The organism is Lactobacillus sp. N54.MGS-719, from assembly GCF_000980505.1.
GTDB classification, from domain to species: domain Bacteria; phylum Bacillota; class Bacilli; order Lactobacillales; family Lactobacillaceae; genus Lactobacillus; species Lactobacillus amylovorus.
On record NZ_LARO01000025.1, the window covers coordinates 1 to 21,791 of the forward strand.

The 21,791-nt window shown below is 37.5% G+C and carries 21 protein-coding genes and 1 pseudogene; 6 read left to right on the forward strand and 16 right to left on the reverse strand.

Translation table 11 applies throughout. From position 1 onward, the window contains the following. Window positions 1–160: 160 nt before the first annotated feature. From WS44_RS05735 to WS44_RS05755, 5 genes and pseudogenes are all read right to left on the reverse strand, one after another. On the reverse strand, window positions 161–883 hold the full coding sequence (locus tag WS44_RS05735; protein WP_013437221.1) for an SLAP domain-containing protein: 723 nt from the start codon (window positions 881–883) through the stop codon (window positions 161–163). Between the two features lie 13 nt (window positions 884–896). Then, the gene (locus tag WS44_RS05740) at window positions 897–1,715 is read right to left on the reverse strand and encodes a bacteriocin (protein ID WP_013641518.1); all 819 of its coding nucleotides are present in this window, start codon (window positions 1,713–1,715) and stop codon (window positions 897–899) included. After that, the gene (locus WS44_RS05745) at window positions 1,696–1,884 is read right to left on the reverse strand and encodes a hypothetical protein (protein ID WP_013641517.1); all 189 of its coding nucleotides are present in this window, start codon (window positions 1,882–1,884) and stop codon (window positions 1,696–1,698) included. Before WS44_RS05745 ends, WS44_RS05740 begins: the two co-directional genes overlap by 20 nt. A gap of 58 nt (window positions 1,885–1,942) precedes the next feature. Continuing rightward, entirely contained in the window at window positions 1,943–2,752 is an 810-nt protein-coding gene (locus tag WS44_RS05750; RefSeq protein ID WP_013437219.1) for a helix-turn-helix transcriptional regulator, read from the reverse strand. A gap of 137 nt (window positions 2,753–2,889) precedes the next feature. After that, a pseudogene (locus WS44_RS05755) lies at window positions 2,890–4,839 on the reverse strand (sucrose-specific PTS transporter subunit IIBC). Between the two features lie 244 nt (window positions 4,840–5,083). On the opposite strand from WS44_RS05755, the gene WS44_RS05760 reads away from it, so the two are divergent. Further along, on the forward strand, window positions 5,084–6,532 hold the full coding sequence (locus WS44_RS05760; RefSeq protein WP_013437217.1) for a sucrose-6-phosphate hydrolase: 1,449 nt from the start codon (window positions 5,084–5,086) through the stop codon (window positions 6,530–6,532). A 15-nt stretch (window positions 6,533–6,547) separates the two neighbouring features. Beyond that, window positions 6,548–7,534 carry a LacI family DNA-binding transcriptional regulator gene (locus WS44_RS05765; protein ID WP_014565567.1) on the forward strand — a complete coding sequence of 329 codons (987 nt, stop codon included), beginning with the start codon at window positions 6,548–6,550 and terminating at the stop codon, window positions 7,532–7,534. Window positions 7,535–7,677: 143 nt separating this feature from the next. Here the strand turns inward: WS44_RS05765 and WS44_RS05770 are convergent, their stop codons facing one another. Then, window positions 7,678–8,313, reverse strand: coding sequence for a redox-sensing transcriptional repressor Rex (locus WS44_RS05770; RefSeq protein ID WP_013437215.1), 636 nt, complete (start codon window positions 8,311–8,313; stop codon window positions 7,678–7,680). Window positions 8,314–8,497: 184 nt separating this feature from the next. On the opposite strand from WS44_RS05770, the gene WS44_RS05775 reads away from it, so the two are divergent. From WS44_RS05775 to WS44_RS05790, 4 genes are all read left to right on the forward strand, one after another. Continuing rightward, complete coding sequence (locus WS44_RS05775) at window positions 8,498–10,414, forward strand: ABC-F family ATP-binding cassette domain-containing protein (protein ID WP_046433625.1); 1,917 nt, start codon at window positions 8,498–8,500, stop codon at window positions 10,412–10,414. A gap of 171 nt (window positions 10,415–10,585) precedes the next feature. Then, window positions 10,586–12,298 carry an oxalyl-CoA decarboxylase gene (oxc, locus tag WS44_RS05780; RefSeq protein ID WP_014565566.1) on the forward strand — a complete coding sequence of 571 codons (1,713 nt, stop codon included), beginning with the start codon at window positions 10,586–10,588 and terminating at the stop codon, window positions 12,296–12,298. A 34-nt stretch (window positions 12,299–12,332) separates the two neighbouring features. Then, window positions 12,333–13,676 carry a formyl-CoA transferase gene (gene frc, locus WS44_RS05785; protein WP_014565565.1) on the forward strand — a complete coding sequence of 448 codons (1,344 nt, stop codon included), beginning with the start codon at window positions 12,333–12,335 and terminating at the stop codon, window positions 13,674–13,676. Between the two features lie 68 nt (window positions 13,677–13,744). Continuing rightward, window positions 13,745–14,932 carry a CoA transferase gene (locus WS44_RS05790; RefSeq protein ID WP_046433628.1) on the forward strand — a complete coding sequence of 396 codons (1,188 nt, stop codon included), beginning with the start codon at window positions 13,745–13,747 and terminating at the stop codon, window positions 14,930–14,932. Between the two features lie 61 nt (window positions 14,933–14,993). Here the strand turns inward: WS44_RS05790 and tsaD are convergent, their stop codons facing one another. From tsaD to tmk, 10 genes are read right to left on the reverse strand one after another with little or no spacing between them, the layout of a single operon-like run. After that, window positions 14,994–16,043, reverse strand: coding sequence for a tRNA (adenosine(37)-N6)-threonylcarbamoyltransferase complex transferase subunit TsaD (gene tsaD, locus WS44_RS05795; protein WP_013437209.1), 1,050 nt, complete (start codon window positions 16,041–16,043; stop codon window positions 14,994–14,996). Next, the gene (gene rimI / locus WS44_RS05800; protein WP_046433630.1) at window positions 16,040–16,612 is read right to left on the reverse strand and encodes a ribosomal protein S18-alanine N-acetyltransferase; all 573 of its coding nucleotides are present in this window, start codon (window positions 16,610–16,612) and stop codon (window positions 16,040–16,042) included. Before rimI ends, tsaD begins: the two co-directional genes overlap by 4 nt. Then, window positions 16,596–17,330 (reverse strand): tRNA (adenosine(37)-N6)-threonylcarbamoyltransferase complex dimerization subunit type 1 TsaB, encoded by a 735-nt coding sequence (gene tsaB, locus WS44_RS05805; RefSeq protein WP_046433632.1) that lies wholly within the window; start codon window positions 17,328–17,330, stop codon window positions 16,596–16,598. The genes rimI and tsaB overlap by 17 nt, the downstream gene beginning before the upstream one ends. Window positions 17,331–17,356: 26 nt before the next feature. Continuing rightward, on the reverse strand, window positions 17,357–17,875 hold the full coding sequence (locus WS44_RS05810; protein ID WP_013437206.1) for a folate family ECF transporter S component: 519 nt from the start codon (window positions 17,873–17,875) through the stop codon (window positions 17,357–17,359). A 54-nt stretch (window positions 17,876–17,929) separates the two neighbouring features. Then, the gene (locus WS44_RS05815; protein WP_022087063.1) at window positions 17,930–18,664 is read right to left on the reverse strand and encodes an acyl-ACP thioesterase domain-containing protein; all 735 of its coding nucleotides are present in this window, start codon (window positions 18,662–18,664) and stop codon (window positions 17,930–17,932) included. Between the two features lie 6 nt (window positions 18,665–18,670). After that, window positions 18,671–19,525, reverse strand: a complete 855-nt coding sequence (rsmI, locus tag WS44_RS05820; RefSeq protein WP_022087064.1) for a 16S rRNA (cytidine(1402)-2'-O)-methyltransferase — start codon at window positions 19,523–19,525, stop codon at window positions 18,671–18,673. Then, window positions 19,526–19,876 (reverse strand): DNA replication initiation control protein YabA, encoded by a 351-nt coding sequence (gene yabA, locus WS44_RS05825; protein WP_013437203.1) that lies wholly within the window; start codon window positions 19,874–19,876, stop codon window positions 19,526–19,528. Between the two features lie 10 nt (window positions 19,877–19,886). Beyond that, window positions 19,887–20,744, reverse strand: coding sequence for a DNA polymerase III subunit delta (locus WS44_RS05830; RefSeq protein WP_014565564.1), 858 nt, complete (start codon window positions 20,742–20,744; stop codon window positions 19,887–19,889). Next, window positions 20,744–21,064: a cyclic-di-AMP receptor gene (locus tag WS44_RS05835; protein ID WP_013641509.1), complete on the reverse strand. Its 321-nt coding sequence runs from the start codon at window positions 21,062–21,064 to the stop codon at window positions 20,744–20,746. The genes WS44_RS05830 and WS44_RS05835 overlap by 1 nt, the downstream gene beginning before the upstream one ends. Before the next feature lie 11 nt (window positions 21,065–21,075). Continuing rightward, window positions 21,076–21,714 (reverse strand): dTMP kinase, encoded by a 639-nt coding sequence (tmk, locus tag WS44_RS05840; protein ID WP_022087065.1) that lies wholly within the window; start codon window positions 21,712–21,714, stop codon window positions 21,076–21,078. Between the last annotated feature and the right edge of the window lie 77 nt (window positions 21,715–21,791).

Here is a 21,791-nt window from a genome sequence, read left to right on the forward strand (position 1 = left end):
ATTAAAGAAAAAGCATCAGACTACTATTTAGCAGCCTAATGCCTTTCCCTATTATTTAATTTTTAATTGACTTTTATCAACACCATTTGACAAAGAGCCCTTTTTTGTAGCATAACATGAAAAATCGCTCAAGATTGTTTCTTGAGCGATTTTCTTCATATTAGTTTTTACTGTGTAGCCTATCCTGTTCTTTTTGTCTATTCTCTATAGTTTCCGCAAACTGCAAATCAATTCTTGGACGTTTTGTATCATTTGCATAGATATAAGTTTGTGTTCCTTTGATCCGGTAGAAGCAATAAACCCTGCTAGAAACATTATAGTTTTTCAAATTGAGTAAAGCATCAACTCTGACTTTTTGCCCCTTTTTAACCATCTGAGAAATTGGATTACCCGCATAATTATACAGATGAGCATCACGCTTAACAGTCAAAGTTAATTCTGTAGCGTAAACTGCGTATTTACCTATATGGCCCACATTGGCTGCTTTAACATAATTACCTTGCCCCATGTTATAGTATGGCTGCTTTTTAATCATGCGATATGAAACATAACACATCTTTTTTGGTTGACCATAATCGTTTACAAAAAAGTAGAATGGTGCATTAACCGGAAGTCCATCATACTGGCTTCTAGTATAAGGCATACTAGTATATGGATTAGTTACCGTTTTAGATGTTAAGTTACCAACTAACGTAACTTTTTCTCCCTTAAACAATTTCTTGTAGGAAGTCTTACGTTTACCACTTTTATCATATACATAAGTATTATGATTCAATGTACCAGTATAAGTTGCAGCTGATGTATTTTGTGAGAAGAAACAGAGGAAGCTCACCACCATAAGTACCGCAATGTAAAAGTTCAAATACTTTTTAGAATGTTTCATTCAATAGTCACCTTTATAAGATACCAAACACTTGATATATTCTACTTTCTACAACTGTGTTATTAGCATCATATTTATCATGGTACGATGCTGTCACATATACGTTTCCAGTTCCAGTAATTTGAATACTTTCTAACTCTGTATAATAATTATTATCTACTATACCATTTAATGAGAAGGCTTGACCATTATTATTAGACGAAGATCCCCACGGAATTTTTACAATCTTAGGATGAATGTCACTTTCTATAGTGGTAGATTTTTGACAAGTAACATAAATATTCCAGTTATTATCGATATCAAATCCTTGTACAGAATCGATATACGTATCTCCACTGCCGCCATTAAAAAAGTTATCAATGTGAAATGCATTCTTCTCTTTATCAAATACATTTATTGGAACTGGTGTTGTACCATAAGAATTCAATTTACTATTAATTGAATCTAAATTATACAAAGCAAAATGACCTGAATAATTATTCCAAATACCTGCGATCAGTAACTTATCATAATTAGGAGTTGCTGCGGCTTCTACTCTCAATAAGTGTTGACCATGCCAATTGGCATCTGTTGCTTCAACTAACTGAGATAACCGAGGTAATTGAGTATTTTTGTCATAACTCTCTCCAAATTTCATTCGAGCAATCTGAGTACTCCATTTAATTCCCTCAGTAACTCGTTCATTAGGCTTCACACCCACAAACCAATTATTTTTTGTAGCATATTCCCATGTCTGAGTATGACCACTCGCAGTACCTGTCAACCAAGTTTGAGGTGACGGGAAACTTAAGTATTCTTGATCATTTCGAATTCTATTGTACCACTCTAGCATACGGCATCTTCAAAGTGTGTAATAATTGTACTTGTGCTTCAATCATAATAATTCTTCCTTCCAGTTTTACACAAGCCACATCAAACCAATAATTGTAGAAATTACTGGTGTTACCAATATATCCATATCTATACCTTCCTTCTTTTCTCACACCTTTGATATTAACCATTATCTTTTTAATTAGATACTTCCTTTACCAAACCTTGATCTTGTTTTCCAAATGGAAACTATTTCTCTGGTAGTCCACTTACTATCTTAGGGACAACTCGTTTTAATACGCTTAAAGTTTGTGCCAATTCCTTTTCATTCTTGAAAAAAACAGCATCATAATAATCACCCATCAGCTTATCTAAGGTCAATTCAGGAATTCCCGGTAAATTTTGTAAAAAATTGATATATTTTCGAGCCATTCTTTTAGCACGATAATCATATAAAACATGCAAATAATTAACGAAAATATTGCCAATACGCTTTTGTGTATCTAATGGATATTGATCTATCTTTTGATATTTCACCAACAATTTATTCATCAAGGTAGCTAAGAAGTTAAAATCAATTACTCTAGTAGAATTTCCAATAATTCTCAACATATCTGGATCATCCATCCAGGTAGCATCCCTTTCAAAATAATTAATTAACTTTGCGCTTAGTTCTTGCTTGGTTTCTTTTAAATTATTAGTCAAAACTGCAACTACTAATTCAGCCCGAATTTGTAACTCTTCCGCATCAGAAAAATCGGCTAATTGTTCTTTTACTGCCTTAGCCAATTTAATATCTGGCTTATAAAAAGCTTTAGTTAACTGATCTGCTAGTTCATTTAAACTATTCCGTTTTTTATCAATAATCTTTTTTCTAAAATTATTAACATCGATTTTTCTAGCATCTAATAATTCAAATAAGTCTTTTGCCTTTATGTCCTGAATATCATTTTCAATCTTAGAATAATGAGATACAGAAATAGATGTTCCTTCCACCATTTCTTTTTGCGTCAAATCCAAGTTTTCTCTTTCTTTTCTTAAAGCATCACCAATCGTCATAATTTTTCCTTCTAACAATTTAGAATTTTTAATCAATTATATTATTTAACATGAAAAATCGCTCAAGATTGTTTCTTGAGCGATTTTCTTCATATTAATAATTGTTTTAATTTTGATTCATAGAGGAGCGTTAACAATTATTCGTGAGCAGTAACAGCAATCAGCTTATCACCGTGCTTGTCACCTGCATCAGTAATGCGTTGAACATTTGCATAGTTGGCAGTGTTAGTAATGACTACCATAACAGTAGTGTCGTAACCTGCCTTCTTTACAGCATCAAGGTCAACGCTGCCAAGCTTATCGCCTTTTTCAACTCTTTGACCTTATTTTACAAAGCTTTCAAAGTGTTCACCCTTAAGGTTTACAGTATCAAGACCGATGTGAATCAAGACTTCTGCACCGTTATCTGACTTAATACCATATGCGTGCTTAGTTTCATAAGCAATAGTTACAGTACCATTAACTGGTGAGTAAATTGTGCCATCACTAGGGATAACAGCGGCACCGTCACCCATTAACTTAGCTGAGAATACTTGGTCATTAACCTTAGTTAAACTTTCAGGAGTACCAGTAACTGGTGAAACAATAATTTCATCCTTTAATGATAATTCTTCTTTACCAAGCTTTTCTGCCTTTTGGTTTTCTTCAGCGTAATCAGCAGCATCGTTTACTGGAACGTCTTGTTCAGCAACTTCTTCCTTCAAGTGACCCTTACCGTAAACGTAAGTTAAGATGAAGGCAACTGCGAAACTGATTAACACAGAAACGATCCACATTGGAATGGTCTTTGGATAAATTGAAAGGAATCCAAGGAAACCAGCTGAACCAAGTGCAGCAGCAGTAACATGTGTAAAGCCTGCAAATGCGGCAGCAACACCTGAACCAATCAAAGCACAGAAGAATGGGAACTTATACTTCAAGTTAACACCAAACAATGCTGGTTCAGTAATACCAAGAAGTGCAGATACACCTGATGAACTTGCCAAACCTTTCATCTTCTTGTTCTTAGTTAAGAAGTAAATTGCGAAGGTTGCGGCACCTTGAGCAACGTTAGCCATACATGCAGTAACGAAGATAAAGTCACCAGAACTTGCTGGGTTCTTAGCAAAGGCTGCCAAAAGTTGAGTTTCAACAGCTGGGAAACTTTGGTGAAGGCCAGTAGTAACAATTGCTGAGTAAGTAAGACCAAAGACACCCATCCCAAAGGCACCAGTAGTGTTGTAAAGCCATACGATTGCATTAGTAATAGCGTCAGATACGCCCTTGAATACTGGTCCAATGATTGTGAAAGTCAAGAAACCAGTAATCATAATTGAAAGAAGTGGCGTAAAGGTAAAGTCAACTGCAGATGGTAAGTGCTTGTGGAAGAATTTTTCCAAAATTGATAATACCCAAACAGCTACTAAAACTGGAATAACTTGGTATTGGTAGTTGGTTTGAGCAACGTGCAAACCGAAGATGTTCCAGAAGTGGTTAGCACCTTGAAGTCCAGGTGTAGTCATAATCATACCGATTGTTGCACCTAAGAATTGGTTGGCACCAAACCGTTTAGCCGCCGACATACCAACTAGAATTGGCATGAAGATAAATGGAGCGGCTGACATTACCTGAATCATTTCTGACATTCCGGCAATGTTTGGAGCCATTTGAACAACTGACTTAGGACCAAATAGTCCTGGTGAAGTCAAGAAGTTGTTCAAAGCCATCAACAAACCACCAGCAACTAAGGCTGGAATAATTGGAACGAAGATGTCAGACAAAAGCTTAATGAAGTCCATGATTGGATTCTTCTTTTGACCTTCAGCTGCTACCTTCTTTAAATCATCGGTTGATAATTCCTTAAGACCTGTGATTTTAATGAATTCGTCGTAAACGTCATTAACATCCCCTGGTCCAATAATAACTTGATATTGGCCATTAGTCTTAAAGGTACCTTTAACATCTGGATCGTTGTCCAATGCTTTTTGGTCAACCTTTGAGTCATCTTTTAAAACTAAACGCAAACGAGTAGCACAGTGAGCACCAGCGATAATATTGTCGCGGCCCACGTCTTTAATTACTCGTTCAGCCACCTTTCTGTGGTCCATATTTGTTTCCTCCTATGTAAACGCTTTATTCTAATTTCACTAATTATGATAGCGCATTCGAAAAATATGTCAATCGTTTGACATAAATTTCTATATTTTATTTTTACTTATAGTTTTTCTTATGGATAAATAAGGCAGTATTGTGGTAAATACCAATATGCAAAAATATGATAATCGTTTGACACTTTTTTTATAATCTACTAAAATATCATATAAAGATAACGCTTACATGGAGGCTTTTATTATGGAATGGACAAGAGAAAAACGTTACTTACCTTATAGTAAATGGGATGCCGATACTTTACTTCATTTGCAAGCACAAGCAGCCAATTCCCCTTACCAAATGCACTATCACTTACATCCAATTTCTGGGTTAATCAACGATCCAAATGGTTTTTCTTACTTTAATGGTGAATATCATCTTTTCTATCAATCATATCCATTTGGTGCTGTTCACGGCTTAAAGTCATGGGTTCACTTTAAATCATCAGATTTAGTTAACTGGGAAAGCTTAGGCTTAGCTGTTGAACCCGATACAATGGCTGATTCTCACGGGGCATACTCAGGTTCTGCTCGTGAAATTGACGGCAAATTATTCCTAATGTACACAGGTAACCACCGCGATGAAAATTGGGTTCGCATCCCTTACCAAGTTGGTGCTTGGATGGACAAAAATGGGAAGGTTGCTGATAAAACTATCTTATTTAAGAATCCTGACCACATTACTGAACACTTCCGCGACCCACAAATTTTAAAGCAAAACGACACCTACTACGCTATTTTGGGTGCACAAGACAAAGCTGAAAAACATGGTCATATTGATGTGTGGAAATCAAAGGATTTAAAGAATTGGGAAGAACTAGGCTTCTTAGACATGGGCACAGATGACTTAGGTTACATGATCGAATGTCCTAACATTGTTAGAGTCGATGGCCACGTTGTTGTAATTTTCTGCCCTCAAGGCTTAGACAAGAAGATTGCCGACTACGATGACATCTACCCTAACATGTACATCATTGCCGACGACATTGATTTTAAAAATCATAAATTAATCAATCCTGGTAAATTGCACAATTTGGACAAAGGCTTCGACGTTTACGCTACCCAAGCATTTAACGCACCTAATGGCAAAGTCTATGAAATCAGCTGGGTCGGTTTACCAGATACCACTTACCCAACCGATAATGAAAACTGGGCCAACTGCCTTAGTCAAGTCAAAAAATTATCTATCAAAGATGGTAAGTTAATGCAAAAACCTGTTTCTGCTATGCAAGAACTTCGTTACAATGAAAAAGAAATTTCAGACGAAAACAAAGCTAGTCAACAATATGAAGCTGAACTCACAATTAAAGCTGGTCAAAAAGGCAGTCTTTACCTTGCCGCAAACGATAATTTAACTAGCGGCCTTAAACTTGATTTCGACACTGAAAACGGAACTTTAATTCTTGATCGTTCTAACGCTGGTCAAAAAGTTTCTGTCGATTATGGTGAAACTAGACAAGCTAACTTTGAAGCTAACACTGACTTAAAGTTAAACATCTTTATTGATCATTCATTAATTGAAATTTTCGTGAACCACGGCGAAGAAGTTTTAACCGGTCGTTATTTTGCAGATCAAAACAATACTAAATTCGCATTTGCACAAAAGACACACTATAATGGTAAATTATGGCAAATGAAAACTATTCTTTAGATTAAGGTGATATAGATGGCAGCTAAATTAAGCGATGTTGCCAAAGAAGCAGGTTGTTCAGTTACTACGGTTTCACGTGTAATCAACAACCATGGCTATTTAAGTCAAAAAACCAAAGATAAAGTTTTTGCGGCAATGCGAAAGCTAAATTATCAACCCAATTCTGTTGCCCGCTCTCTTCAAGGCAAAAGAATGAATCTAGTTGGATTGATTTTCCCTGGTATTATTAATCCATTTTTTGCGGAACTAGTGCAAAACATCGAAGAAGAATTATTCAAAAAAGGCTACAAAGTTATCATGTGCAACGCTGGTCGTGATAAAGAAAAAGAGCATGAATATTTACGCATGCTCCAAGCCAATCAAGTTGATGGTATTATCGCAGGTGCACACAACTTGGGGATTGAAGAATATAAGCAATTAGGTTTGCCAATTGTTTCTTTTGACCGTAAATTATCTGATAATGTCCCTATCGTAAGTTGTGATAACTACCAAGGTATCAAATTAGCCATGCATGATTTAATTCAAGCCGGCTGTAAAAAGATTTACTTTTTGGGTAATGAACATAAAAAAGGCAATCCTACCGATGAACGATTGGATGCCTATCTCGATGAAGTGAAAAAGCATGACTTAAAACCACATATTCGTTCTGTCGCTTTTTCTGATTCTTCTAACATTAAAAATATGCAAATTCATGACATGTTAGTTGAAAACCATCCTGATGGCGTAGTTTGCACTGACGATTTAACTGCTATCTTGGTTTTACAAGAAGCTAAAAAATTAGGTATTAAAGTCCCTAAGGAATTAAAAGTAATCGGCTTTGATGGCACTAAATTGATTCAGACTTATCATTCTGAATTAACCACCATCGCCCAACCTATTCACGATATTGCTACATTATTAGTGGATTTGCTTTTAAAGCGAATTGCACATCCCGACGAAGAGCTAAAGCAAATGAACTACACATTGCCTGTAAAACTAATTAAAAGTGAAACGACCGCATAAAAGTGTCTGGGAAAAAACTCAGAAATTAAGAAATCCTACTAAATCTTGGTATTAATAAACCTTGATTTAATAGGATTTTTCTTTTGAGTAAAAGTCTAAAATTAGCTAAAAATGGACTTTTTTCCCAGACACTTGTTTTGGCATTAATTTTCTTTATCGCTGTCTAAGAAGTAGATCAGTGTTTGTAATTCAGTGGCTAAATCTACGTTTTGTACACGGACATTAGCTGGAGCAGACAATCTAATTGGAGTAAAGTTCATAATTCCCTTTACACCAGCATCTACCATTTCATCAGTTGTCTTTTGCGCTGCGGTTGAAGGAACGGTTAAAATTGCAATTGAAATTTGTTGGTCACTCAATTGTTGCTTTAAATCGTCCATGTCATAAACGGGAACACCACTTAAAATACGACCAGTGATTTCCTTATTAATATCAAAAGCACATGAAATTCTAATATTGTTACTACGTTTAAAGTTGTAATTTAACAAGGCACGTCCCAAGTTACCTACACCGATCAAGGCAACATTAGTCAATGTGTCTTGATTCAAAATCTTCTTGAAGAATGTAAGCAAGTTCTTAACGTCGTAGCCATATCCACGTTTACCTAATGCGCCAAAATAAGAAAAGTCTCTTCTAATTGAGGCACTATCAACTTGAACAGCTTCTGACAATTCAGTTGATGAAACCTTATCTTTGCCTTCTTCATTCAAAATCAGCAAATAACGGTAATATAATGGTAATCTTTTGGCTGTTGCCTTTGGAATCTTTATTTTTTCCATTTGAAGCCCTCCAAACTTATTCCATGTTTGTGAATGTACAATCAAGCACTACTATCATAACTGTTATTATACCTTTTGTGCAAGCATCTTTTTCACAAAGGTACACTTTTTCACATATTGACATGAGAAAACCAGTAATATTAGGCTTGCATCATATGATAGAATAATGATTAGGTGAAAAATTATGATTATTGCACAAGGACACGATTTAGAACAACAATTTGGTGCCAACACGTTATTTAAGAACGTTACTTTTTCAATCGATTCAAATGCAAGAATCGGCTTAGTTGGCCCTAATGGGGTTGGTAAGACTACCCTATTAAAAATTATGACAGGCGAACAAGAACCTACTCGTGGTGAATTTACCGTTAATAAAGGTATTGATGTAGGTTATATCGCCCAGGAAAATGCTTTAGACGAAGACAAAACTATCTGGGATGAAATGGAATCCGTTTTTGCTCCTTTAATCAAAGAAGGCAAAGTATTAACCAACATGCAGCAACAAATTGCAGACCATCCTGAAGATCAGGACTTACTAAAGCAATATGACCAAAAGCAGTTCAATTTTGAACAAAAAGGTGGCTATACTTACCAATCAGATATCAAGAGTATCCTTAACGGCTTTAAGTTTCCTGAAGATACTTGGCAAAAACGCATTGGTAGTTTATCTGGTGGTGAAAAAACCAGATTAGCCTTCGTTAAGTTGCTTTTGCGTAAGCCTGCCCTGCTCTTACTAGACGAACCAACCAACTATTTGGACCTAGATACGCTTGATTGGCTGGAAGGCTTTTTAAAGAACTACAGCGGCGCCATTTTAGTAGTATCCCACGACCAATACTTTTTGGATCATTTGGCAACACAAATTTTTGAGTTGCAATTTGGTAAGCTGACTACTTTTAAAGGTAATTATTCTGCCTACGTAATGCAGCGTGAACAACGTGATAAAGATCAGGAAGCTGCTTACGAAAAACAACAAGCTGAAATCAAGAAAGATGAAGAGTTCATTCAAAAAAACTTGGTTCGTGCCACAACTACTAAGAGAGCACAAAGTCGCCGCAAGAAGCTAGAAAAGATCGATCGCATCAAGCCGCCTAAGCATAAGAACAAGGTGCGTATTCACTTTAGTAGCGAGCGTCCATCTGGTAAGGAAGTTTTAATCTTTAATGATTTAACTATTGGCTATCCTGAAAAAACGATGGTGAGTGACATCTCCTTCCAAGTAAACAAAGGTGATCGTGTCGCCGTCATCGGTCCTAACGGAATCGGCAAATCTACTTTACTGAAGACAATTATGAAGCAGCTGAAGCCAAAAGGCGGTTCAATCAAGTATGGTGCTTCGTTAGACATTGGTTACTACGACCAGGAATTGCAAGGACTCGATCCATCTAAGACTGTTTTGGACACCGTTTGGGATCGTCATAAGACTATGCCAGAACGTGACGTTCGTTCAATTTTGGCCAGTTTCTTATTTACGGCTAAAGATATCGATAAAACAGTTGGACAATTATCTGGTGGTCAAAAGGCGCGTTTAACTTTAACTGTCTTGTCACTTGAACATGACAATTTCTTACTAATGGACGAACCAACCAACCACTTGGATATTGAAGCTAAAGAAGTGCTTGAAAAAGCATTGAAGGACTTTGATGGTACTTTGCTCTTTGTATCCCACGACCGTTACTTCATTAACCAACTTGCCAATAAGATCGTTTCAGTTAGAGATGGTCATGCCAAGATTTATAATGGTAACTATTCTTACTACCTTGATGAAAAAGCAAAGCAAGCTAATGCCACAGCTAGCGCAACTGAAGATGCGGAACCTGTAAAGGCAGTTAGTGAACAAAAGCTTTCTTACCAGGAACAAAAACAGCGTGATTCGCAAAAGAGAAAATTGCAACGAGCAATCGATAAAGCGGAAAAAGAAATCGAAGACTTAGAAGCTAAAGAAAAAGATATTCAAAACGAAATGGCTAACCCAGAGATTGCTTCTAACTTTGACAAATTGGGACCTCTTCAAGAACAATTAGACGAGATTCAAAAGCAACTAGATACTGCTAACAACAACTGGGAAAAGGCTATCGAAGAACTAGATAACTTTGAATAAAAGACAGCCACTATAACTAAATAGTTATAGTGGCTTTTTCGCCTTATTATACATGTATTATAAATAACGTGGTTTATTCTTATAATTGCTTGTATCTTATTTTTAAGAGGTGTATCTTGATCTTGAATGTGAAGTTATAAGGATTTTTTATTTTAGAAAGAAGAATTTATCATGGTTGATAATACATCACTCACTGGTGCAGCACTTTTAATCGATGCTTTACAAGCCAATGGATTAAACAATATGTATGGTGTTGTAGGTATTCCAGTTACCGATTTTGCCCGTTTAGCTGAACTAAAGGGTATGAAATTTTATGGATTTAGACGTGAAGACTCAGCCGTAGATGCAGCAGCTGCTGCTGGTTTTATTACAGGTAAACCTGGTGTAGCTTTAACTGTATCCGCTCCTGGATTTTTAAATGGTTTAACAGCTTTAGCACAAGCTACTAAGAACTGCTTCCCATTAATTATGATCTCAGGTTCATCTGATCGTCACATTATCGACCTTGATCGTGGAGATTACGAAGGTCTTGATCAATACAACGTTGCTAAACCATTCTGTAAAGCAGCTTACCGTGTTGATCGTGCAGAAGATATGGGCTTAGCCGTTGCTCGTGCTGTTAGAACAGCAGTTAGTGGCCGTCCAGGTGGTGTTTATTTGGACCTTCCTGCAGCAACTGTTAGCGACACTGTTGCACAAAAGTCAGATGCCAACATCTACAAAGTAGTAGATCCAGCACCAAAGCAATTACCATCAGACGAAGCAATTAACCGTGCCGTTGAATTATTAAATAATGCTAAGCACCCTGTACTTCTTCTTGGTAAAGGTGCCGCATATGCTCAAGCTGAAGATGAAATCAGAGAATTAGTTGCTAAGACCAACATTCCATTCTTACCAATGTCAATGGCTAAGGGTGTTGTTCCAGACGACTCACCAGCATCTGCTGCCTCCGCTCGTTCATTTACACTTGGTCAAGCCGACGTTGTTCTTCTGGTTGGCGCTCGTCTTAACTGGATGCTTTCAAATGGTGGTTCACCATTATTCAGCCCAGATGCTAAATTCATTCAAGTTGATATTGATGCAACTGAATTTGATTCCAACAGAAAGATTGATGCTCCATTACAAGGTGACATTAAGTCAGTAATGCAAAAATTCAATTCTGCTGTTATTGACGCTGGTTTCAAGGCACCGCAAGATTGGCTTGATCAAATTAAGACCGAAAGTGAAAAGAACAACACTAAATTTGCTAAGAGAATCTCTGCTTCAGAAGCTAAGCCAACTTTAGGTTTCTACAGTGCAATCGAACCTATTAATGACCTTCTTCAAAAACATCCAGATACTTATATAGTAAGTGAAGGTGCTAACACCTTGGACATTGGTCGTAACTTAATCAGCATGCAAAAACCTCGTCACCGTCTTGACACTGGTACTTGGGGTGTTATGGGTGTCGGCATGGGTTACGCCATCGCTACAGCCGTTGAAACTGGCAAGCCAGTTATCGCCCTTGAAGGTGACTCAGCCTTTGGTTTTGACGGTATGGAAATGGAAACTATCTGCCGTTACCACTTACCTGTTATTGTCGTTGTTGTTAACAACGGTGGTATTTACAACGGTGATGTTAACGTTGTTCCTGACCAACCAGGCCCAACCGTCTTGGATCACGACGCTCACTATGGTGACATTGCTAAGGCATTTGGCGGTGACAGTTACCGTGTAAATAACTACACTGAAATGAAAGATGCCCTCGAAAAAGCATACGAATCAGGCAACCCAACAATTATTGATGCTCAAATCCCAGCATCAATGGGTAAAGAATCAGGTCACATTGGCAACTTAAACCCAAAGTTGGACTTAAGTTCTCTTGAAGAAAAGGAAAATAAATAATGGCTGAAGAATCTGAAGAAAAGGAGAATAAATAATGGCTGAAGAATCTGAAGAAAATAAATATGCACCTTTAAAAGGTATTAAGGTTGTTGACTGGACTCAAGTACAATCTGGTCCTTCATGTACTCAACTTTTAGCATGGCTCGGTGCTGACGTTATCAAGGTTGAACGTACCAACACTGGTGACCCAACTAGAAATGAATTGCTTGATATTCAAGATTCATGGAGTCTTTACTACTTGCAATTAAATGCTAACAAGAAGTCATTGACTTTGAATATCAAGACTGACGAAGGTAAAAAGATTATGTACGACTTAATCAAGAAGGCCGATGTCTTTGTTGAAAACATCGCTCCTGGTTCTGCCGAACGTAATGGCTTTGGTTGGGAAAAATTGCATGCAATGAACCCCAAGTTGATCTATGCTTCATTGAAGGGCTTTAACAAAGGCTCACGTTTTGAAAATGTTAAGGCATTTGAACCAGTTGCTCAATCTGCTGGTGGTGCTGCTTCTGCTACTGGTTGGAACAAGGGTGAAAACAATGTACCTACTCAATCAGCAGCTGCTTTAGGTGATTCCAACTCAGGAATGCACTTAACAATCGGTATTTTAGCTGCCCTTCTTCAACGTGAACACACCGGTGAAGGTACTTTCGTATACCAATCAATGCAAGATGCTGTATTGAACCTTTGCCGTATCAAGTTACGTGACCAAATCATGTTAGACAACTTGGGTGCTTTACCTCACTACGCTGTTTACCCTAACTGGAAATGGGGCAAGGCTATTCCTCGTGCTGAGAACACTGAAGGTGGTCAAGTTATTGGTTGGACTTACAAGGCTAAAGGCTGGGAAACTGATCCTAACGCTTATGTTTACATCGTTATTCAAAACAGCGATAAGAGCTGGGCAGCAATTGCCAACACTATGGGTCACCCAGAATGGATTACTGATCCTCGCTTTGATGGCTGGCAAAACCGTCAATTACACAAGGAAGAAATTTACCCATTAATTGAAAGCTACACTAAGCAATACGACAAGTACGAATTAACTAAGAAGCTTGGTGCTGCTGGTGTTCCTGTAGGTCCTGTTCTTGACTGGCACGAACTTGAAAATGATCCAGACTTGAACTCAGATGGTACAATTGTCACTATTGATCAAGGTGGCAATCGTGGCAAATTCAAGACTATTGGTTTACCATTTACTCTTTCTAACTACAAGCCTGATTACAAACGCGCTCCAGACCTTGGTGAAAACAACAAAGAAATCTTATCTTCACTTGGTTACGATCCAGATCAAATCGAAAAGTTAACTGAAGAAGGCGTAATTTCTAAGGCTAAAGGTCCTAAGAACCCGCGCACTGAAGTTATCAAAGGTGAATAATTAATTTACCGAAAAAAGCTGTTCAAAATCTGGACAGCTTTTTTCTTTTACATAGAAAGTGTGTCATAATGACCGAACCTAATTACAGTGAATTAGAAACTAAAAATGTTCACTTAGATAAAGATAAGCCCTACCCCTTAAGCGGTATTTTAGTCGTCGATTTTACCCACGTTTTATCAGGCCCAACCTGTACCAGAATGTTAGCAGATGCAGGTGCACGGGTAATTCATATTGAACGAAAAACTGGTGACGATACGCGTCATATGGGACCATACATCGCTGATGGTTCTAGTGAATACTTTAGAATCTGCAATGCGGGTAAAGAATCCATTGCTTTAGATTTAAAAGATCCTAAAGACCATGCATTAGCCGAAAAAATGATTGCTAAAGCAGATGTTGTAGTTGAAAACTTCCGTCCTGGCGTTATGAAGCGTCTAGGATTTGGCCCTGAAGAAATGGTCAAAAAATATCCCAAATTGATCTTTGCCTCTATTTCTGGTTTTGGTCAATATGGTCCTTGGTCTAAACAAGCGGCTTACGATACGATTATTCAAGCTGTTTCAGGCTTAATGGATGCAACTGGTACGCCCGAAGGCAAACCAACTAGAGTCGGTACTTCAGTGTCTGATGTAGTGGCCGGTATTATGGGCTATAGCGCCATTATGACGGCCTTAGTTGCTCGTGATCGTACTGGTAAAGGAACTACTGTTGACGTTTCAATGCTTGACTCTACCTTCTCCTTAATGGTTCAGGATTTAATGATCGCATTAGGGCCACACAAGATGCCACATCGTATCGGCAATCGCCACCCAGATATGTATCCATTCGATACCTTTGACTGTAAAGATCAGCCTATTGCCATCTGTTGTGGTAACGATCATTTATGGAGTCTGTTATCACATGCCTTAGGCCACGATGAATGGGTTGAGCAAAAAGACTTCAAAACTAACGACTTACGCGAAAAAAACTGGCAAAAAGTTAAGGATGCAATGCAAAGTGTCCTCAAGACTAAAGATGCTGCTGAATGGGATAAGATCCTGCATGATGCTGGCGTACCTGCCGGATTGGTTTTAAACGTTGATAAAACTCGCCGTTTAGATCAAATTATTACGCGTGGCATGGTCAAAACATTGCCTGATGGTAACGAAGTATTGGGCTCTCCAATGAAATACAGTACTTGGAATTCATATGGTTTACAAAAAGATTCACCAAAATTGGATGAAGACGGCGCTAAAATCAGAAAAGAATTTGAATAAAATAGTTTACATACTAAAAGACCTAGGAAATATCCTAGGTCTTTTATTTGTTTTATCTGTTTTAATTTAACATGCTCTTAGCATATGGCAATTCCAATGATGGATCTGCATTCAATGTAAGATCCGCAAATTGACCATCATTGTAAAGGTTATATGCGGCTGCACCAATCATTGCGGCATTATCACCACAAAGCTTGATGTCTGGCAAAATAACCTTAGGTTGATCTTGCTTAGGCAACTTAGCAATTTCAGCACTCATGCGGTCACGTAAACCATGGTTTGCGGCAACCCCACCACCCATGATGAAGGTCTTAGGCTTGTATTGCTTAATTGCACGGATCGTCTTGTGAGCAAGAACATCAATAACTGCAGCTTGGAAACTAGCTGCTAAATCATACTTGTTCAATTTTTCATGAATTTGATCTGCATGGTGACAAGTATTAATAAAGGCAGATTTAAGACCTGAGAATGAGAAGTCATAGTCATCGTCTTCCATCATTGCACGTGGGAAGTTAAAGGTATCCTTACCTTCATGTGCCCATGCATCAATTGTCTTACCAGCTGGGTAATTTACGCCAAGAACACGACCAATCTTATCGTAAGCTTCACCAGCAGCGTCATCACGAGTATCACCGATAATCTCAAAGTGAACTGGATCTTTCAATAAAACAATTTCGGTATGTCCACCAGATACTTGCAAAGCAAGGGCTGGGTATTCGATCTCATCCTTCAATTGAGCAGCCATAATGTGACCCATAATGTGGTCAACACCGATTAAAGGAATACCGGTAGCCATTGAAGCAGCCTTAGCTGCACTAACACCAATTAAAAGTGCACCAACTAAGCCTGGACCATAAGTTACGGCAATTGCATCGATATCTTTCCAAGTACAATTTGCTTCACTTAAAGCTTCTTTAGTAATTTGGCTAATTACTTCAATATGGTGACGACTGGCAACTTCTGGCACTACCCCGCCAAAACGTTGGTGACTTTTGATTTGGGTTGCGACGATCAAACTCTCAATGTCACGTCCATTTTTGATCACGGCAGTGGAAGTTTCATCACATGAACTTTCGTAAGCTAAAATGCGAACATCTTTCTTTTCACTCAAAACGTAAACTTCTTTCTTTTAATCTGATGTGGCTTCAACCATAACACCATATTTATGGCATCAGTATGCGTATCTTGATAATAATCTTTACGAATAAAATTCCCTTTAAAACCTAATGATTGATACAATCTTTGAGCAATTTCATTATCGATTTTAACCTCTAAAGTTACACTATCACTATCATTTTCACGAGCACGATCGATCATCATTTGCATTAAATAGCGACCAATGTGTTGGTGTTGATAAGCTGGTGCAACTGCAATATTAGTAATATGAGTTTCTTCAGGACTAAAGCGTGCCCCGATAAAGGCAACCAAAGTAGACGCTTGATAAACAACTAAATAAAGAGAATTGCGTCTTTTTCTTAATTCAGTTTCAAAAGAGAATTTATTCCAAGGTGTTCGACCCGAATATACTTGTTCTTCCAAAACCAATAAATCAGGAATATTATCATCTGTTGCTTGCATTATCTGCAAAATATTACCATTCACGTTTGCCATAAATGGCGTAAAACTCATATCAATTTGATTAATTTGTGGATGGAAAAATTGATTAAACTTCTTCAACATAATGACTGTCAGGCTCGAATGGTTTGCCTGTTTTCTTATGCCAATCAACTTCCGCTTGAGTTCTGCGTAAGTAGCGTGGCAATAACTTGTCAGGATCAATTGGAGTAGCTGAAACAGCTAACTTGCCAATTAAACCGGCATGAATTACATTTTGATCATCATCACCGTATTCATAAGGAATATTTAAAGCCTTGATCTTTTCATCTTGCTTTTCAAGACCTGATCCTACGAATACGATCTTCTTTACTTCATTTTCAGCGGCATATTCTTGAATAGCCTTAATTAAAGCATCAATGTTGTAGTGACCATCTGGAATTACATTTTCTGGAATATCACCGCTCTTGTAACCACCAGCAAAGTAGTTATCGTTTCTCGCATCAAGACCAGCGATGACGAGTGCATCCCCAGCAACACCCTTAGCCAAAGCTTGCAAAGTTGAAATGCCAACTACTTCTTTATCTAAAATGCTGGCAAACATCTTAACAGTTGTAATCCCAATTCTTAATCCAGTATATGAACCAGGTCCAATTGCGACTGCAAAGCGATCAATATCTTTTAAAGTTAATTTGTTTTCTTTTAAAATTTCGTCAATTAATGGATCAAGATGTTCACTGTGATTGCGTTCATCTCGTTCATTTTTTTCAACAATTACTTGTTGATCTTCATTTAAAGCTACGCTCAAATGATTAGTAGCTGTAGAAACACTTAAGATTTTCATTACTATTATTCTCTTTCCGCTTTAAATCACTTTTTTATTTTAACACGAGAAACAGCTTGCAATACAAAGTAGATTACTACCATTTGAATCCATGGTACGATCGTTTCTTTAGGTAAGCGCTGAATCAAAGCCGCTTTAAAATCTAGATTGTACATAATGTGCAGCCATAATGTATTCATGCCAATGTTTACGATAAGTGTAACCAAAATGGTTGAAGCGATTATCCGCCAAATTTTAACTGGCTTATCATACAAAAACAAAGCATAAATCAATGGGCCAGCCATAGCGGTTAGAGTAAAACCAATAAAGAAGCCACCTTGATTACCAAAAATTGCTGAACTAACTAAGTCGCTAATTCCGCCTCCAATAGTTCCCCAAACTGGGCCAAAAAAGTAGCCTAGTAATACACTCCCAATAAAACCTAGGCCTACCTTAACAGTAGTTGGTCCAATTGAAAATTGTCCAAGGATAATTTTCATTGCCACAACGATCCCTAAAAAGATCATTTGTTGTAAATTAGTTCGTAAAATTTTCTTAACACTCATTTGCTGTCCTCCCTCGACAAAAAAAGCATGACCCAAGTGTCATGTTTTTATTTATTATATCTTACGCCATTTTAATTCACAAACTGCTTGCTCAGTTCCATCATCAGTCTTGATGGCATGATATGAGGTAATATCATCATCCTGAACTAAAGTCATGCAAGAATGCACATTTTTTCCATAATGTACTTCTTTATCAAATTTAATATCAATGGCACTAATTTCATGATCTTTCAAAAAATCACGGTCCAGCATATCAATAAACCAACTGAAGTAATGACTGTTAGTTACATGATGGTTAGTGTCTAAATCATCGTAACGCGCACGGTATACTCGCTCATGATCGTATTCTTCTTGTGGTCGCAGGCGAGGAAAACGGGGCATCTTTTTAAGTAGCGGCGCCCCCCAATCTTCCATCATTTTTAAATCAGCAGGAACCATGTGACGCTTCTTCAAATCTAGCATCACCCATTGGCTCTTTACATCAACTAACGAATTACCTGCTTCATCGTCTACGCCAAAATCACGATATTCAAAAAAGCAATTATAGCCGCTAGCTATCGTACTCAATTTGACCTTGTCTTTGGGCTTAGGCAATTGGTTAATATCAAAGCGGTATTGCGTAACTACCCAGCCTAATCCGCGCTTTAATAAATCGTCTGTACCGGCACCACCTTGATCTAATTGGTGTTCTGAAGTCTGCATTAAGAGATCTACTAAGGCCGGTATCTTCAAGCGACGATTTTCATCACAATCTTTAAATTCGATTTGATAGTCTTCAGTATATTTCATTAGTAATTACCTTTGATGATATTGGTCATACAATTCATTCTTAGAAACACTGTACTCCTTGGCAACTTGCTTAATCGCATCTTTTTTGGATTCGCCTTTGTCTACCAAATCGTTTACTAAATCAATCAATTCTGGCCAAGATAATTGTTTAGGTGCTTCAGTATTTGGTGAAATCAAGATAACGAATTCGCCTCGTGGTGCATTTTCACTGAAATACTCAGTTACTTCTTTAACCGTGCCACGAATAAATTCTTCGTGAATTTTAGTTAATTCTCGTGCCGCCACAATTTGTCGATCCGCTGGTAAAACAGTGCTTAAATTCTTTAAGGTTTTAGCTAAACGGTGAGGTGCTTCATAAAAGATTGAGGTAGCCTTAGCTTCTTCCATTTGTTTAAAGTATGGCTTTTGTTCGGATGATTTTCTTGGTAAAAAGCCGTAGTAAGTAAATGGCTGAGCATCAAAGCCTGAAGCAATCAAAGCTGTCGCAAAGGCAGATGGACCTGGAAGAGGTACTACTGGAATATTATTTTTGATACATTCTTGAACCAAAATATAGCCTGGATCAGAAATTACCGGCATCCCCGCATCACTAATTTCCGCAATTACGGCCCCATCCTTCATCAACTTGATTAATTCAGGAGCACGTTCTTTAGAATTATATTTGTGAAATGAGATCATCTTATTGTGGACACCAATTTTTTCTAGCAAAATGCCACTCGTTCTCGTATCTTCTGCAGCAATATAATCGGCATCAGTTAATACCTTTTTTGCTCGAATAGTAATATCTTTCAAATTACCAATTGGTGTAGGTACTAAATAAAGTTTTCCTTCATCTTTGGCATAACTGCTTTGACGTTTCATTTATCTACCGTCCTTTTTAATACCCTTTTTTTCGCCAAAATTGTCTAAGATATCAAGACAAAACATACAGTCTGCACTAGGATCACGGTGAGAACCATAATACATATTGCAGATATGATAGCCTGAATCATAAATCTTCTTCAGTGATTCTAATCCACTTTGCGTTTTAGTTTCAGGTGCTGCTTGATTTGCGGTTAGTTTGTCTAACTTTTCGTGCAACAGTTGATTTTCAACTTTTAGCTCAGTATTTTCTTTCAAAGTGTCTAAAATATCATTTTCAAGACTAGCAATAGTCTTAGCCATATTTTCTGTAGTTTCTTTTACCTTTTTTAATTTTGAATATGGATCCAACTTAAAACACCTACTTCCATTCTAAGGCAAGATAATCTAACGAATTACGTAAACTAACATTGCTCAACCGCATTTTATCTACCTCAATTAAGTTTTTGAGCATCTGTGCAGCCATTCCCATCTTTCGCGGATCATTTAAATCATGTTCTGCCAGCAGCTTTAACCTAACTAAAATGTAACGTTGCTCTGATACCAGCTTAGCATTTTCGGATAATTTATGCGCGCTAACTAATGCCAAACTGTTATGTTCAAGCATTTCTTGATAAAAATATTTGATCTCCTGGTCTCTTTTTTCCAGATTGCCTAATTCATCAATTTCATCTTTAGAAAAACCATTCTCAAGCAGTACTGCAGTTTTGCCATCAGGTTTTTCACCGTTATCAAAATTGATGATCTGTGTTCTTGAGCGAATTGTCGGTAAAATCTGATCGCTATTATTAGTAATCAAAATCGTGACCACCGGTGCAATCGGCTCTTCCAACAGATTAAGTAAACCATTAGCAGCGGATAAAGTTAATTTTTGTGCTTCATTAATAAAGAAGAAGCGTCTGCTGCTTTCGACCGGACTCTTAGCAAGTTCTTCTTTAAGTGGTCTTACCTGATCAATCCCCAAAGTTTGCTTACCTTCAGGTCCGACAAGTAAAACATCCGGATGGTTGCCTGATAATATTTGTCTGCAGTTTTGACAAGTACCATCAGGCTTATTTTTACCAGTGCAGTTAAATAAACATGCTAGCCAATAAGCTGTGTTAAGTGCACGATTTTCATCACTATCAACAAAAAGATAACTATGAGCTAACCTCTTCTGCTCATATGCGCAACGTAAGAATTGGGTTTGCTTCGTACCCACATTTGTAATATCAATCATTAGAATCGCTTAAACTCATCAACTGGGACAACAAAACAAGTTGCACCACCAACTGTAATCCTCAATGGTTGGGTAATTTCATATCCAGTAGAAAGCATGTGTGGTGTTGCAATCTCTTCTCTTGCCCGAGACTCTTGCTTAATTATCTTCAAAACATCGTCTACTTTTTCATCTTCACAACCAATTAAAAAGGTCGTATTTCCTTGACTTAGAAAACCACCTGAAGTTGCTAATTTAGTAGCGCGAAAATCATTTTGAACAAATGCTCTTTGTAAATTATTTGAATCTTCTCTTTGAACAATAGCGATTACTAATTTCATTTAATCAGTCCTTAAAATATCTCTGGCATTCGCTGTTTTAGTGTGGCAATTACTTGATCTACAACTTGGTCAATCGGTTGAGTTCCATCGATCGTCACAAAGCGTTCAGGATACATAGCCCTTACCTTCAAAAAGCCTTGGTAGACTTTTGTGTGGAAAGATAAATTTTCTTGCTCTAAGCGATCCTCTTGGCCTGGACGGAGTTTTTGAATTCGGCTAAGACCAATTTCAGGAGCGACATCGATAAAGAAAGTCAAATCTGGATCCAACTTATTTGTAGCAAAATCATTGATCTGCTTTACTTCTTTAATACCTAAATCACGGCCTTCGCCTTGATAAGCTAAAGAACTATCCACAAAGCGATCTGAAAAAACAATCTTGCCTGCTTCAAGTGCTGGCTTGATAATTTCTTCTACGTGTTGACTTCTCGCTGCAGCATATAAAAGTGCTTCAGTTTTGGCATCCATTTTATCATTGGCCGGATCCAAAATAATATCACGAATCTTTTCTGCGATCTTTGATCCACCGGGTTCACGCGTCACAAGATATTGTGGTTTAAGCTGAGAACCTATTTTAGCCAATACTTCCTTTAAAACTGTACTTTTTCCTGCGCCATCTGGGCCTTCGAAACTAACAAAATAACCTGTCATAAAATCCTCCATAGGTCTATTTTACAGAAGTTTCACAGAGATTAACAGTCCTTGTAGTTTTTTATTAGGCAAAATAA